The organism is Pseudomonas sp. TNT2022 ID1044 (assembly GCF_028656895.1).
Classification (GTDB): Bacteria; Pseudomonadota; Gammaproteobacteria; order Pseudomonadales; family Pseudomonadaceae; genus Aquipseudomonas; species Aquipseudomonas reinekei.
The window spans coordinates 68,912-82,465 of the sequence record NZ_JAMDHB010000008.1 but is presented as its reverse complement, the minus strand read 5'-3'; the positions used below and the strand labels follow the sequence as shown (position 1 = coordinate 82,465).

The 13,554-nt window shown below is 56.6% G+C and carries 15 protein-coding genes; 3 read left to right on the top strand and 12 right to left on the bottom strand.

The features are described 5' to 3' along the window. Positions 1–103: 103 nt before the first annotated feature. Positions 104–457, bottom strand: coding sequence for a hypothetical protein (locus tag M5G20_RS12275; RefSeq protein WP_273919321.1), 354 nt, complete (start codon positions 455–457; stop codon positions 104–106). A 137-nt stretch (positions 458–594) separates the two neighbouring features. Here M5G20_RS12275 and M5G20_RS12270 point away from each other — a divergent pair, with 137 nt between their 5' ends. Beyond that, positions 595–942: a helix-turn-helix domain-containing protein gene (locus M5G20_RS12270; protein ID WP_273919320.1), complete on the top strand. Its 348-nt coding sequence runs from the start codon at positions 595–597 to the stop codon at positions 940–942. A gap of 9 nt (positions 943–951) precedes the next feature. On the opposite strand, the gene M5G20_RS12265 is transcribed toward M5G20_RS12270, so the two are convergent. The 8 genes from M5G20_RS12265 to M5G20_RS12230 form a co-directional block, all read right to left on the bottom strand. Then, positions 952–1,275 (bottom strand): hypothetical protein, encoded by a 324-nt coding sequence (locus M5G20_RS12265; RefSeq protein ID WP_273919319.1) that lies wholly within the window; start codon positions 1,273–1,275, stop codon positions 952–954. 66 nt (positions 1,276–1,341) lie between these two features. Beyond that, on the bottom strand, positions 1,342–1,554 hold the full coding sequence (locus M5G20_RS12260) for a hypothetical protein (RefSeq protein WP_102666332.1): 213 nt from the start codon (positions 1,552–1,554) through the stop codon (positions 1,342–1,344). A 57-nt stretch (positions 1,555–1,611) separates the two neighbouring features. Then, complete coding sequence (locus M5G20_RS12255) at positions 1,612–2,508, bottom strand: recombination directionality factor (protein WP_273919318.1); 897 nt, start codon at positions 2,506–2,508, stop codon at positions 1,612–1,614. 88 nt (positions 2,509–2,596) lie between these two features. Beyond that, entirely contained in the window at positions 2,597–3,601 is a 1,005-nt protein-coding gene (locus tag M5G20_RS12250; RefSeq protein ID WP_055137628.1) for a YqaJ viral recombinase family nuclease, read from the bottom strand. Positions 3,602–3,673: 72 nt separating this feature from the next. Beyond that, positions 3,674–4,642, bottom strand: coding sequence for a DUF932 domain-containing protein (locus tag M5G20_RS12245; RefSeq protein WP_273919317.1), 969 nt, complete (start codon positions 4,640–4,642; stop codon positions 3,674–3,676). 90 nt (positions 4,643–4,732) lie between these two features. Further along, a complete protein-coding gene (locus M5G20_RS12240; protein WP_262377875.1) occupies positions 4,733–5,062 on the bottom strand; it encodes a hypothetical protein in 330 nt (109 codons plus the stop codon). A 487-nt stretch (positions 5,063–5,549) separates the two neighbouring features. Continuing rightward, positions 5,550–6,425: a WYL domain-containing protein gene (locus M5G20_RS12235; RefSeq protein ID WP_169839741.1), complete on the bottom strand. Its 876-nt coding sequence runs from the start codon at positions 6,423–6,425 to the stop codon at positions 5,550–5,552. A gap of 116 nt (positions 6,426–6,541) precedes the next feature. After that, on the bottom strand, positions 6,542–7,285 hold the full coding sequence (locus tag M5G20_RS12230; protein WP_273919316.1) for a hypothetical protein: 744 nt from the start codon (positions 7,283–7,285) through the stop codon (positions 6,542–6,544). Positions 7,286–7,643: 358 nt separating this feature from the next. Between M5G20_RS12230 and M5G20_RS12225 the strand changes: the two genes are divergently transcribed. Together M5G20_RS12225 and M5G20_RS12220 are read left to right on the top strand one after the other, a co-directional pair. Next, complete coding sequence (locus M5G20_RS12225; protein ID WP_273919315.1) at positions 7,644–7,901, top strand: hypothetical protein; 258 nt, start codon at positions 7,644–7,646, stop codon at positions 7,899–7,901. Positions 7,902–7,910: 9 nt separating this feature from the next. Continuing rightward, a complete protein-coding gene (locus M5G20_RS12220; RefSeq protein ID WP_273919314.1) occupies positions 7,911–8,963 on the top strand; it encodes an ADP-ribosylglycohydrolase family protein in 1,053 nt (350 codons plus the stop codon). 900 nt (positions 8,964–9,863) lie between these two features. Here the strand turns inward: M5G20_RS12220 and M5G20_RS12210 are convergent. From M5G20_RS12210 to M5G20_RS12200, 3 genes are all read right to left on the bottom strand, one after another. After that, positions 9,864–10,166 carry a YkgJ family cysteine cluster protein gene (locus M5G20_RS12210; protein ID WP_169839737.1) on the bottom strand — a complete coding sequence of 101 codons (303 nt, stop codon included), beginning with the start codon at positions 10,164–10,166 and terminating at the stop codon, positions 9,864–9,866. Next, positions 10,159–11,652 (bottom strand): dynamin family protein, encoded by a 1,494-nt coding sequence (locus tag M5G20_RS12205; RefSeq protein ID WP_273919375.1) that lies wholly within the window; start codon positions 11,650–11,652, stop codon positions 10,159–10,161. The genes M5G20_RS12210 and M5G20_RS12205 overlap by 8 nt, the downstream gene beginning before the upstream one ends. A 137-nt stretch (positions 11,653–11,789) precedes the next feature. Continuing rightward, positions 11,790–13,553 carry a dynamin family protein gene (locus M5G20_RS12200; RefSeq protein ID WP_273919312.1) on the bottom strand — a complete coding sequence of 588 codons (1,764 nt, stop codon included), beginning with the start codon at positions 13,551–13,553 and terminating at the stop codon, positions 11,790–11,792. Between the last annotated feature and the right edge of the window lies 1 nt (position 13,554).

The window sequence follows — 13,554 nt, the reverse complement described above, 5'->3', positions numbered from 1 at the left end:
GTTCCTTCTATGGTTTAAGTGAGCGAAGACCGACCGGAGCAGTCAATCTGTAATGACTGCTCTTTTTCATGATTGGAGATGCTTGGTCAGATCGGAGTAAGCGTTATTTCTTGTATCGGACGGTCAGTTTCTTATTGACGTAGTCCTTTACGATTTCGTAATCGGGGTTGTAGGTAGCGAGCGCATGACCGACACCTGCCGCAACAGTGAATGCAGCCAGGGTTAATGACGCTGGTGCTGACATCACGGTGGCTGCCGCCCCAAGCGCCCCACCATGCATTGCAGCACCTTTCAGGTCGCTTATTACGCGGCACTTCATTCCCAGGCTCTCGATCCTGGCCTCGACTAGCTTAATGCCTGCCATAAAGTTTCCCCGAAGGCCGATCACCTCGAAGGAGGTGCGAGTCCTCAGGAGGCTTTCGATCAAGGCTTCGTTCAGACCGGATACGACGTTCATGTTGTTCTGAGCTCCCGTAAGGATGATGGTTTAAGCAAAAAAGTCGAATATCAACCTTTTGAGGTGAGTCTCGGTTTGGGAGGTCCTTCATGTCAACAGGTTGATGCCCAACCATCCAGGTTGAACTGGAGGGCGGCATGTCAAAAACCGAATCGAAGCAGCTGGCAGAGCTTGTTGGCCAAGCAATTGCTCGCCAGCGTGCTCGTTGCAAGCTGAGTCAGGAGCAGGTTGCGGAAAAGCTTGGGATCGGAAGCGAGGCCGTATCCCGTATCGAACGTGGGATCGTCATGCCTAACATTGAGCGTTTGGTCGAACTGGCGGAAATTTTTGGCTGTGAAACCGCCGACTTGCTGACGGCGGGCAGTTCACGCCCAGAAGACCAGGCGCGCAGGTTCTACGATTTGCTGTCCACGCTGGATACGGATGACCGCGCACTCGTCATGGGTGTGGTGGAGCGTCTTGTTGACCGGCTCGGTCGTGACTGAGTTGCTATTTTACGGCGGCTGAGGCGCTTGCTCAGAAGCTTCCTTCACCGCCTCATCGAATAAAGCGCCGCAGCGCAGGCACAGACAGTCGAAGCCTGCGAAGTGATATTTGGCGACATCCTCAGCCAATCGCAGCGCCGATGGGTAAGTCGGTGCGATGGCGGCCAGCCCACTCAGTAGCGAGTTGTATCCGAGGCGATCCTGCGTGCCCTGATTCGTATCCTGAACTCCTCGTAGCGCGCCATCGGCCAGGCCGGCCAGCAGGGCAATGCCTCTTGCGGCCTCCTGGGTCAGGACGGCTCTTGAGTCGCAGATCAAACATTGTCTGATCATCGTTCATTCTCCTGATGGGTTAAGTGCGCCCATTCCCTGTCTGGCCGCTCATAAAGGTTGCTGAGGTCACCCCTGCGATGCGGGATTTCTCGTGGGATTGTCCTGGCCGGATGCGCGCAGCAGCTTGCACAGGCGGTTCAGAATCCAGCACGCAAGGACTACGGCGACCAGCAACGGCGGGAAACGCAGCATTAGCAGAATGCTCAGCACCAGTACGCCTGCTGCAGCCAGCGCCCCGATGAAAATGAATAGGCAGAATAGAAATCGAAGCAGGGTCATGACGGCTCTCCGAAAGAGCCTGCCTGGCCGATGCATTCAGTCCAGGCAGGAGTGGTATCAGTTGGCGTGCGAGGCGAGCGCTTCCAGCTTGCCCGCGAGTGAGTTGGGTGCCGGTTGCGGTTCGTCACTCTGGGCAGCGCCGGTGGCGGCATCCGTGCTCGAATAAAACTCCTCGATCACGGCGCCACCGTCTTCCTCGCTGTCCTCGAACGCCCCGTTGCCGAGCCCATGCTTCGCTGCGCAGTCCAATGAGGCCTGATCGAAGCCCGCAGATTGCCGGGCTTCATCGAGCTGCCGAGCGGCGAGCAATGCTTCCTCCATGCTCATGCCGCTGCGCACGGTGATATCGACGTAGAAGATCGGCGTGCCGTGGCTTTGCCGGGTGGACTTGCCGCGCAAACGCAGTTCCAGCGGCAGGCAGGCCAGGCGGTTGCCCGAGATGGCTTGGAAGTAATGCAGCCGAGCGGCCAGAGTGCGGATGCTATTGAAGCCGGTAGTACGGAACACGAAGCTGCCCAGCGGATCGTCATCACCGATGAGTACGTTCAGCCGACCATAAGGCTTGCAGGCCCCCCCTTTGGCCAATGGACACGCATCCGGCGAGGGGCAGGGGAGTGACTGCATGCCGTCTTGAGTGGCACGCTTGCAGGACTCGCCATTGCCCACGCACAACGGCCTGCCAGACTGCCGGTCGAACAGGGTGTAGTCGGCCCGGAAATTCAGTTCCGGTTCGTTGAACAATAGGCGTACAGGAATGCTGCGCAGCTTGTCTTCCTTACTCTGGCGCAGTTCGTCGTTGAGTGGGTGTAGCAGCCAGCCATCCCTGCTTTGCACCTGGGACGTGATGGTGAACTGATCATCTTTCTCCGGCAGGCGTTTGCCGTTTTTCTCGATGACTTTGCCGATGGAGATGCGTCCGAGCACAGGCGGTGTCACGGCTAAGCCTTTCAACATGATGGTTCTCCTGGAAATGAAAAAAGGCCAGCCACGCAGCGCGAACTGAATGGACTGGCCAAGGGGAGGGAATTGGGGAATAGCGGAGTCAGTTGATCAGGAAGCGGCGACTGCCTTCCTTGGTTTTGGTGTAGCGAACTTGTAGGTAGGGTTTCTCTTGCAATAGGCGTTGGACATCGAGTACGGCACTGTCCTTGGATTTCTTCCAGCTGATGTAACCGCTGGAAAACTCCGCTCGGGTGGCCTCGCCCATGGCCTGCAGCAGTATCTGCTTGAGCTGGGCCTCGCGCGTTTCCTTCTCGCCGATGGACTGGCGAACGGCCTTGAGCTCCAGGTAGGCCGCTGCTAAACCGGCGTGACTGCTGAAGTCGACGGTCTGGCCGTTGTCTTCTGGGTACAAGCAGCGCAAAGCTGCTTCAGCCGATGCGCTACCGTCGGCCGGTGGCGGGGTATCGGTTTCCACGTAGGTCCAGAATTTGCGCTCCAGTTCGATCAGGCGAGCGATCATTTGCTCGTCACGCTCGATGCGATGGATCTCCAGGTGCTGACCGCCCAGCAGTACCGCCACATCCGCGGCCTGCTTGCCAGTGACGGCGAGCTGGTGCATCACTTGAAGCTGCACATACTCGGGGACGCCGTCCTTCCAAAGACGTGCCCCATTTATGCCTGCGGTTTTGCATTCGAGGATCTGTACGTCGTCTGCGCCGATCACCTCGCGGTCGATGTTGGCGAGCATCCAGGGTAATTTGGGATTCGGATGCTGCAGCACGGCGTTGATTCGTCGCACCTTGTTTGTGGTGCGCTTGCTGTAGTGCCAAGCGACGATGGGCTCCAGCACATTGCCCCAATAGGCTGGGCTCTCCTCATCATGAGGATCTATTTTCGGTAACGTGGCATCGCGACCGGTCTTTTCAAGCCATAACTCCAACTGCGATTTGTACGGGTTGAGGCCAACCGCCGCGCCTGCGTCGGAGCTACCGATGCCTCGTTTGCGTATGGCGAGCCAGTCCTCACGCGGCAGCTCTTTAGTGCTGACCAGGCGAAGGGCAGGGCGGGGCTTAGGGGTACTACTATTCAATGAGGTTGCTTTCATCGTGTTCACCTTGCAGGCATAAATACGCCCGACCAGCACAAGGCTGACCGGGGGTGGCGATTGACGAGAAGGTTAAGCTGCGAGACGTAGGGCTGCATCCAGGGCGCGTTGCTTGATCTGCGCACCCTGACCAAACCACGCCGAGTCCATGCGGTACTCATTGCTACGTGCGCGGCGCTCATGATCGACGTACTCCGTCACCGCATTGAGCAAGCCCCAGGCGGTGCCGCGTGCCGATTCGAGCTGGCTGCCCCGACCACGGCCTTCATACAGCTCTTGCACCTTGCGCAGGGCGCGTTCGTTGGGTAGTTGCTCCGGTAGTTGATTGCTCGGATTGACCTCACACAACACCGACATGAAATATCCAAGAGCCTCATGCCACTGGACCTTGCGCTCAGCGAGATGGCGCATGCGGTACATGAACTCGTCCCAACCGGAGACGGCTATGCCGAGTTGCTTCTTCACTGCCTCCGGATCGAAGCGTGTGTTGTGCGGCACCTTAATCGCACGAGATGTGCCGTCCAGGGCTAAGGTCAGGGTGTTGTTGCACACCACCCGAACGGTGGTGGGTGTTGCCGTGGTTGCCAGGGTGCCGTCGCAGGACGTGGCCAGCAGCAGGTAGCCGTTGACCTGATCATTGCCCTTCAGGGCAGCGCCTTGTCCGGTACGCGCCAACGCCCAGAATTTGCGACCGCCCTTAAGTACCCCCGCAGTCTCCAGCTCGTAGCCGGAGACCTCAGTAAGATCACGGTAGAACTCCAGCACCTCACGCGGCTGCACGGTGTGGTAGCGCTGTGAGACCACCGACAGTGGTGCTTTGGTGTCGGAGCGGTACAGCACCTTTTGTTCCGGGAATGAATGGATGGAGCCTAGGTGACCGGCCAGCTCTGCTTTGAAGTGCACCAGGCTTTCTTGGATCGCCCAGTCCATCCCGGCTTCGCGTTGCCAAACTTCGATCGGTTGTTTCTGAGTGAGCTGATTGCCCAGGCCATGCCAGGGAGTTACGCCAGCGTAGGCCATAGTTTCGATGAGATGAGCCATGATTGAGATTCCTTTGGGGGCACGCCGGCATAAAGCGCCGCGCACTGCGCAGCACTGTCCGGACGTAATAAATGAGAGAGTGGAAATGGGTTAAGCAGGTAGGTTGAAACGGTGACCGCAGAGCAGGCAGAGGTTGTGGGCCAGGATATGGCGGTCGAGCGACTCGCCCAGTTGGGCGCCGAGTGCGCAGCCACCGACGCCACCGGCCAACCCGCCGAGGATGGCACCCGATACCGAACCGAGTGTGATACCGACAGGGCCGGCGATAGAGCCAATAAGCGCACCAGCTTGACCGCCAGCCAATGCAGCGCTGACGCCACGCGCAGCACCACCCACGGTGCCGATGGCCGCGCCGACTTTCATGGCGTGATGGAAAGAAGCGACTTTGGGGGAGTGACAGCGAGGACACTGCAATGACATGGGATGAATCTCCTTGGGGGGATGTCATTGCAGTAATATGTGGCTGAGATTTTTTTGAATCGGAATTGGTGTAGAACATGCTCTGAGGAGTGTCGGGGATCAGCAGTTGGCGGCAAATGGTGGACTCTCGTTGCTTTGACTTCCTAAAGGCAAAGCATTCGCGCATATCCAAACGCGCGTGAATGCCTTCAACTCAGTGTAAGCAGCGAGCGAAATCACTTGGTTTGTCATCGCGGAATTGGAATGTGGTCTGCCTAAACAACAACCGGATAACAAGCATCACGCTAAGAACAGCGAGGGCAATACCGCTCGAAATCTGGCCATTCTTTCTGGCTATCACGAAATAGCGGAGCAGTTGTTGATTCGGGAAATTGACAACTACATAAGCGCTTGGCGTACTTGGCACGAAATGTCGACCGGACGGTCATGGATGTCACCGAGTCGAAACGCCTGGCAGACAGTGATCGACTCGGGAGAAGCTTGAGGGTCAGTCATTCATGAGCCAAGGTCGCAGCTCCTTAAGGTTGGTGGCCACGATTTGCTGTGCCTCAGGGTTAGTGGCCTGGTTTCTCGGGTCGATCTGATAGCGTTGCAATACATACTTCACCAGCGCCCTGCGACTGGGTACCACTAACTGGCCATCAACCATGCCAAAATCGGTTTCGATGATTGCCTTCTGCGCCGCGTTCAATCGCCCATCGGCGGAAAATATCACCGGTATCTCAGTGTTCCAGTCTTCATCCAGCTCACGAGTGTTTGGCGATTCGTCGAGCAAATCCGGCTCGCCCCGTAGACGGCTGAGCACAAAGTCGCGGTACTGGCCGTTCTTCTCGCAGTAAGCCCGCACATGCCAGCGCATACCGGTGTAGACCAGTGTGTGAGGGGCGATAAGGCGAATTTCCACGTTTGGAGTGTTGAGTGACACATACTCGGTTTCCAGACGCAGGCCATCGCGACAGGCCTTGAGCAATGGGCGCAAAACCTCCGGGCGAATCGGGCGATCCGGGACTTCAAGTACCTTGGTGTGGGCGTAGGCGAGGGCAAGTCCATCTATATGTGGGGCGCGTTCGTTGTTCTGGTAAAGCAGGTGCAAATAAGCGCTGGCGCTGTCGTCGATGAACTTGGGCTTGAATTGCTTGGTGGGCACGTAACCTTTGAGCTGCTTGTCATATGCCAGGTTTTTTGACGCATGCTCGGTGATGTAGGTATTGATGTCTTTGGAAGCCTGCTGTCGGCTGATGCCGAAACTCTGGATCAAGTGCCCCGTGGTCAGTCGGCCTTCCCACCAAGCAACGGTCTCGATCAGCCTGTAGCGCAGTGCCAGGTCCCAACGTACCTGTTCGATGGATTGCTTGCGTTTCATTGCCCGTCCCTGTGTACGATTGCTTCGATCGCATCACTCTACAATAAAGACCTGTCGCTGTAGGCGACATATCACAGAAATATCACAGGGAGGGGCAGTGTGCTTTGTGCAGGTGCTCAGGCCTCCTCGAACACGTCCAGGGTTTCAAGCTGCAGCCCTTTCCACATGCCCCAGACTTCGTCAGTGACACAGCGGGAGCGGTTGCCCTGGCCCCGGGGTTGCGAGAAGAACGAGATGCCTTGTTTGAGGCTGATCAACTTCCCATCACTGCCGGACTTGCCGTTGCTGCCCACAGCGAAGTGAGGGCTGAAACATTCAATCCCCATCGCCAGTTGCTCACTAATGTCGCCACGATCCTGGAAGTGCGACTCCTTGGCGCGAATCATCTGGCGGATGATGGACAGGTCTATCATGGTGCTTTCATGCCAGAACGCGGCGCAATTGTAGGCAGCCACCCAGGCAAGGTTCGACTCCTGGACCAAGGCATTGATCGTGTCGGCCTGCGAACGGTCGGCAGTGCCAGCAGAGAAACACGAGCCCAAAACGACGCCGGTGATATTGGCTGCCACTGATTTGAGGCTGCACTGGACCATGATGTCGAGGATCCTGGCGCCACCCACACGCTGTCCGTCACCATGGCCGGCGACATAGACGATGGCATTCTTGTACTTGTGCTTGCTCAGTGCAGCGAATGCCAACCTGAAGCTGTTCACGTCGTAGAAACGTGAATGCAGAATCTCGACATCATTGGATTGTTTGGCCAGGCCCTGGAAAAAGGGCTCGACGGAACTGCGGTTGATATCCCCTTCATAGATGTTCCAGGGGGCTTCCAGAATCAGTACTGCGCTTTTGTCATGCATGAGGTCGACTTGTCGGTAAGGGTACTTTCGAGTCGGCGCCTTCCTTAGCAGTTGTCATATGTAAAGTTTCAGGACATATGTCGCTTGATAATTTATTCAAGCCCTTGCCCGCTCTAGCTGGCGCCGGGAATGCTGGATCTCACTTCAATCAAGCATTTCTGTCTGGGGCAGATCCTCCCTTAAGTGGTGGCGAAAAGCTACTTCTTGCTGAGGCTGTTCCCTGCCAGCTCAACCTTTTACGTCCGTTTACCTGCGTGATTTCTTTACCTGTATAAGTCTACATTCTATACCTGTCGTCAAACACTACATATCGTGTATCTGTACTTGGATGGGTCAAGGTCACGAAAAGGAAGTGGATATGAATATGGCTGAAGCGGTTTCGACCGGTGCGTTGGTGATGATGGGGGCAATCCTGCTGGTGCTTCTGTATCAGTGTCTGAGGTTGAACGAACTGTGGCAGATGGCTATGGGTTGCCAAAAGAGTGTTCGCTGGGCGCGGATCTGGGAAGTGGAAAACCGTGAACTGCGTTCAGCGTTGCGAGCTGAGAAAGAGCACGTTCAGCAGTTGCAAAGAAAGCTGGTGGTTTTGCAGGAATTGATCCCGGTCGAGGAATAAGGGAAAGATATGAACAGACTTGAACGCGTCAAAGGCTGCCTGCTGGGTGGCGCTGTCGGCGATGCGCTAGGTGCCCCAGTGGAGTTCCTGGAGTGGTCAGCGATCGAAGCTATGTTCGGTCCACAGGGAATCACCGATTTTGTCCCGGCTTACGGCATCACCGGCGCCATCTCTGACGACACGCAAATGATGCTTTTCACTGCGGAAGGCTTGATGCGGGCTTTTGTGCGCGGCAGCTCACGAGGGGTATGCCACGTTCCCAGCATTGTTCATCATTCTTTGCTGCGCTGGTTGATGACCCAGGATTACCCTGCTGCGATTCCGATCAGCGAGGATGGTTGGCTGATCAAGCAACCAGAGCTCTGGTCTCGCCGCGCCCCAGGGGATACCTGTCTGCTTGCTCTCAAGGCCAGTCGGCGGTTGGGCGCGGTTGCCGAGAACAACAGCAAAGGCTGTGGCGCATTAATGCGCGTTGCACCCTGCGCATTCTTTGCTAATGCCTTTGACTATGCTGCCCAGTCAGGGCGTCTGACTCACGGGCATCCGACGGGCTACTTGGCGGCTGGACTATTCGCCGACATTCTTCAGCGCGTTGTCGATCTACAAGACAGCCTGGAACACGCAGTGACTCAAAGTTTGGCCAAGTATGGGCAACTGCCGGGTATGGAAGAAACGCGCGATCTTATTGAACGCGTACTGTTCTTCTTTTACGAGGGCTATAAGCCCACCCCGCAAAGCATTGCCGATCTTGGCGGTGGCTTTGTCGCCGAACAAGCGCTGGCGATCGGACTGTGGTGCGCGCTGACAGCGCGATCGCTCGAAGAGGGGGTGATTGCGGCGGTGAATCACAGTGGCAATAGCGTCAGCACAGGGCTTATCGCCGGGCATTTGTTGGGTGCACAGCATGGTGCCGCTTCCATTCCTGCCCTCTGGCTCGAGCGTTTGGAGTTACGCGAGGTGATCGTGAAAGTGTCTGAGGATCTTGAGCGCATTCCGCGCGACTACTGCGGGATAGGTGGCGCATTTGATCAACTGATCGAGCAGGCGTATCCCGGTAGTTGAAAGCACTGATGGCAGTGAGTTTGCATAAGTACCAAGGAGAGTAGAAATGCCAATCAAGCCAAGGCCCTTCACCTTTGAATGTGAAACGTGCGGTTGGACGAAAACAGTGGCGCCGCAAAGTGATACGTTGATGCCCGGCGACTGGTTTGACCAGTGCCCGAAGTGTGGGAGCAAGGCGCTTAAGATGCGCACCGCAGGGTGGCTTGAAGGGGCGCTAGCGGAGTTGTTGGCGCGGCGGCGATTATGAGCACACAGGCCAGGGTCCGTAACACGCTGCGTGCCGGCGTTTACCGGCGTATGCGAGTGCGGAGAAATTCATCAGGTTCAACAGAGGTTCTCGTACGAACAAGTTCGCAAACCTCCAGAGCTTTTCGAGCGGCCAGCTTGAACTTTCGACGAAGGCCTTCGCATTCATCCACCAATTTTTCCAGCCCAGAAGAATAGAACATTTACTCAGATATGGGGAATGCTCGATCGATTCTGTCGAACAACGCAGCCCCCCTAATTTCAGGGTATCAACTCTCCTCTACGGCCTTCCAGCTGCGCGATATCGGCTTGAACAGCCTGTTTGTAGGTATCGAATGCGGCTTCGAGCTTGCTGGTAAACTTCCCGACCACGTCCACTGTACGGTTGATTGAGTGCAGGAAGTGGTCGAACTTCAGGCCGCTGGATGGATAGTCTTTCTGCTGCGGGGCGTTGCGGTACGACGTTTGGGAGGACGAGGATGTGCTGTTGTGTCGGTGCGGTTGGGAATACTGTCATTGGAAGCGCGCTTTAGGTACGAATTACTGCGCAAGTAATGCTGGCTCCAATGTTTTCTCGCTCAGGGGCTTAAACACGAGCCCCTTTGCAATAAGTACCTGCGGTTGAATTGGTTGCGGTAGCGCCCGACGGTTTTCTCAAACTGTAGGCACTCCGCTTGTTTCGCTGCTGGCTAGCACCTGTAACTGTTTACAACCTGCCTCATTCATTCTGACGAACGATTCCCATGTCATTGCTTGCTGATAGTGGAGTACGTACTGCCGATCGATGCGGCAAATGTCTGGCCGCTCGTCATAGATGCGACACAATGCATTCAGCTCATCCAAATGCTGGCATACCCCGTCGCCGCGATCCATCGCAGCGGTATCGGGGAGCAAATGGACACGGCGGCAGCATTCCAAGCAGCGGCTGCAGGCGAATGCCGGGTGGGTGTCAGGCATAGTCACCCATGACAGCCAGGCACTGGACCAGACGCTCACGATCCTCGCTGAGGCGTCGCTGATTCTGGTTGAGGCTGCCACGCAGGCTTTGCAGTTTGTCCTTGACCTCTGCAAAGCTGGCTTTGAGGTGCGTCTCGACCAAGGCGTTCAGCGATTGTGAAAACTCCCAAGCGGTTTCCTCACCGAAAGCCTTGATTGCCTGGTCGCGGCGCTCGCGCTCCTGCGCTTCCCGTTGAGCTTGCTCATTCAAACGCTGTTGCTCTGGATCGCCCGCGAACGCTGAATACAGCGTGCTACCAACCTGAAAGGCAATGCCGATTACCGGAATGACCTTACCGACAATCTGCTCGGCAACCTTGCCCATTGTGGCGGGGCCGATTCCCTTGAACAGAGTGGGCAACCATTCTTTTCCGACCTTCATCACGCTAATCACGTGCTCGGCCTTTACCATGCTGCCTGCTTGTCGTACACCCGTCTCAAGCAGGCTCATGTCGATGCCAGGCGATGAAGGCAATTGGTCCGTGTGCTCGACGTGGGCTTTGACGTCCGGGGCAGCTTGGCTACTGTAGGATTGGGGCTGCACCCGAACCTCCCGGATGACCTCGTCGAGCATTTCGGACGCATCCAGCCCCAGGCGCGTTAGAGCATCCTCAAGCTCGGCACATACCTCGTGATTGGCTTGGCCGATGAGTTGCTCAATCTTGCCTTGAGCACCTTCGCTGTTCAGTTGCAGGGCATTGATGGTGCTCTTGCTGATGAAAGCGGCCTTGGCTTCGACCAGCGACTTCAAACCACGGCGGATATCGATTTCGCGACGAGCGATTTCTCCGTAGAAAGTGTCCAGACGCTTGACCGAGGCCTGATCTTGCTGCTCATCCAAAGCGTCCACAGTCGACTGAATATAACTGCGAAATTCAGTGGCCACCCGTGCAACGATTGCCTTCTGTTCGACCGATGCGAAGAACTCAGCGAGCGCGTTCTCGAATTTCGGGAAGCCGGAGCTGTTTAGCAGGTTCTGCTTGTTCTCAAGTTTTGCCTTGAGCGCAGAGCGGGCATTTACCTCGACGATAGGGATGTGATCCAGCACTCGCTGATTGCCAGCTTTTAGTTGGATACGCTGGCGCAGTTCATCTTTTACACGCTCCAGATCGATCGGATCGAAACGGTTTTTGCAGTTGAGCACCAGGAAGATCATCTTCCCTGCGAGCACCAACTCAAGCAGCACATCGAGGGTCTTTTCTTCCTCGACGACGCCAAGTGGGTTGACCACGAAAATCACGACATCTGACTGAACCAGCTGTTCGCGAGTGATTTCCTCGTGCTCGAGTGGGGCGTCGATACCGGGTGTATCGAGCACTTCGAAATCGCCCCAACGGTAGCCTTGCACGCAGGCGGTCTCGGGTACATCAGCCACCGCAGCCAGTTCCTGGCCGAGCAGGGCGTTGATCAACGTGCTTTTACCGGCGTTATAAACGCCATACACCATAATGGACGCGCCGGCCCTGGCCTTCTTGGCTCGGCTTAGCTCACGAATGCTGGCAATAGCATTTGGATTGTAGGTTTCACACAAGGCATCTACTTCGTCATAGAGCGCCAGTAGTTGTGTCATTGGGCCTGGTTTTGTCATTGAACGGAACTCGTTTCGAGGGTGTTGAATGCCCCGCGCAGGCGCTGCATTTCGATGGTCAGAATCTGACAGTATTCGAGCATGGAGTTTCGTAGGGGCTCGTAAATGCCCTGTACTTGCTCGTTCAGATAGGTGGGTAATGCGTTGGCGTACTGGTCGATCGCGATCTGACGTTGTTCTTCCAGGTTGTCGCCGACTACCACATTGTGTTTTGCGAAGATGGCCTCGGCGCTGCGTCCGATCATGCTGGCAGCACTGCCCAGGGAGGCCCCTGCTGCTGCGCCTGCTGGGCCGCCGACGACGAAACCGATTACTCCACCCAGAATCGCCCCGCCCGTACCCCAGGCTGTTTTAGTACTGCTGCGAGTGCCGCTCATGTATTCCTTCTCGACGGTGACTTCTCGGTATTCCGGGATCGCCCCCAGACGGCTGGTGTCGAAGGCACGTTTCAGCGCCTTCTGCTGCGTTTCTCCGATGCTGTGCATGGCCTCGCTGGTCAGCTGGCCGACCACTTTGCCCAGCTGTTCTTGCAACTGGGTCTGGACGTTGGCCGGACGAGGGCCGTTGAACAACTGATTGACGAAGCTGCGCATCTCAGTGGTGCCTTTCTGGCTTAGCGTGCGCAGCACTCGTTCCACCGCCTGGTCCTGATCCTGGATCTGTCGCTCGAACGACTCGGTCAAATCTTTGATCAGGCTCAAATCGTCGTTGGTTTCGCCCACTGCCTTGCGCAGGTTGTTCAACGGCGTGTTCAGTTTGAGCTGCAACCCTTGGCCTTGGGACAGGGTTTTGAGGGTCTGGAACAGTGTTCCCAGGCCACTTTCCTGCAAGTGCGAAGGCTGCTTTTCAGCGAAGCGGGTAGAGAGAGGCAGTATGCTGATTTTATCCACAGCATCATGTTCCATCGCCTCCAGATTGCCTGTGACCTCCTTGATCTGGCGCTGTTGAGTTTCTTTGGACTTCATCAACACTTCGGTGATGAGTTGCCCGCCGTCATCCTCATCTTCTTCGGTGATATCGCTACCAGTCAGCAGGACCATCAAAGAGCGTTGGCCGTTCAGGAGGGCGCTGACTTCGCTCATGTCGGAGCTACGGGCAGGGGCTTGGGAGTTCATGGTGTAGAGGATCAAGTCCGCTTGATCGACATACCTGCGCGCAAGGTCACCATTGGCGGCATTGGTGGAATGCAGCCCTGGCGAGTCCACCCAGGTGAAGCCAGGCAACTTGAAGCCCTGGATCGAGCTGGTGGCCTCGGTGGCGCCGACTCTGAACTGTTCTGTGCGGCAAGCTTCGCCCTCGGCATCGCCGCTGGCCACTTCGGTACGGTCGTGGGAGAAGTAGACGGGTTTCAGGGCTGCTTGGTTTTTCAGTTCAGGGGAGGGTTCGCTGTGCCCCCAGGCCACATAGTTACCCAGTGAGCTTTTGCCCGACTTGACCTTGCCGTACACGAACACCAGCAGGGAGTCGTTGAAGTGTTCGCGGAACTCCGCGCCCTTCGCGCGTACCTTTGCGCGCTTTTCCCACACGGTGAACTGGTCGGTCAGACGCTGGGCTAGCTGAGCAGCAGCTTTTCCGAGCGGATTCTGATCGCCGACCTTGGCCGCCATGCGTTCAGTGCTGTGGTGCATCTGCTCCACAAAGCCAGTGCGCAGCGCATCGAAGCGCTGCTGGGCATGCACAAGGTCCTGCTTCTTGCTGGAGAATTGCCCCTGCAGTTGCTGAAAGACCTGCATCAACTCGTCGCGAGTAACGGTGCTCATG

What these genes read in the sequence shown, in the direction of transcription:
- M5G20_RS12275 (WP_273919321.1), bottom strand. Translation starts at nt 457, where the DNA reads ATGAACGTCGTATCCGGTCTGAACGAAGCCTTGATCGAAAGCCTCCTG.
- M5G20_RS12265 (WP_273919319.1), bottom strand. Translation starts at nt 1,275, where the DNA reads ATGATCAGACAATGTTTGATCTGCGACTCAAGAGCCGTCCTGACCCAG.
- M5G20_RS12255 (WP_273919318.1), bottom strand. Translation starts at nt 2,508, where the DNA reads ATGTTGAAAGGCTTAGCCGTGACACCGCCTGTGCTCGGACGCATCTCC.
- M5G20_RS12235 (WP_169839741.1), bottom strand. Translation starts at nt 6,425, where the DNA reads ATGAAACGCAAGCAATCCATCGAACAGGTACGTTGGGACCTGGCACTG.
- M5G20_RS12270 (WP_273919320.1), top strand. Translation starts at nt 595, where the DNA reads ATGTCAAAAACCGAATCGAAGCAGCTGGCAGAGCTTGTTGGCCAAGCA.
- M5G20_RS12230 (WP_273919316.1), bottom strand. Translation starts at nt 7,285, where the DNA reads ATGCATGACAAAAGCGCAGTACTGATTCTGGAAGCCCCCTGGAACATC.
- M5G20_RS12205 (WP_273919375.1), bottom strand. Translation starts at nt 11,652, where the DNA reads ATGGTGTATGGCGTTTATAACGCCGGTAAAAGCACGTTGATCAACGCC.
- M5G20_RS12245 (WP_273919317.1), bottom strand. Translation starts at nt 4,642, where the DNA reads ATGGCTCATCTCATCGAAACTATGGCCTACGCTGGCGTAACTCCCTGG.
- M5G20_RS12240 (WP_262377875.1), bottom strand. Translation starts at nt 5,062, where the DNA reads ATGTCATTGCAGTGTCCTCGCTGTCACTCCCCCAAAGTCGCTTCTTTC.
- M5G20_RS12220 (WP_273919314.1), top strand. Translation starts at nt 7,911, where the DNA reads ATGAACAGACTTGAACGCGTCAAAGGCTGCCTGCTGGGTGGCGCTGTC.
- M5G20_RS12210 (WP_169839737.1), bottom strand. Translation starts at nt 10,166, where the DNA reads ATGCCTGACACCCACCCGGCATTCGCCTGCAGCCGCTGCTTGGAATGC.
- M5G20_RS12260 (WP_102666332.1), bottom strand. Translation starts at nt 1,554, where the DNA reads ATGACCCTGCTTCGATTTCTATTCTGCCTATTCATTTTCATCGGGGCG.
- M5G20_RS12250 (WP_055137628.1), bottom strand. Translation starts at nt 3,601, where the DNA reads ATGAAAGCAACCTCATTGAATAGTAGTACCCCTAAGCCCCGCCCTGCC.
- M5G20_RS12200 (WP_273919312.1), bottom strand. Translation starts at nt 13,553, where the DNA reads ATGAGCACCGTTACTCGCGACGAGTTGATGCAGGTCTTTCAGCAACTG.
- M5G20_RS12225 (WP_273919315.1), top strand. Translation starts at nt 7,644, where the DNA reads ATGAATATGGCTGAAGCGGTTTCGACCGGTGCGTTGGTGATGATGGGG.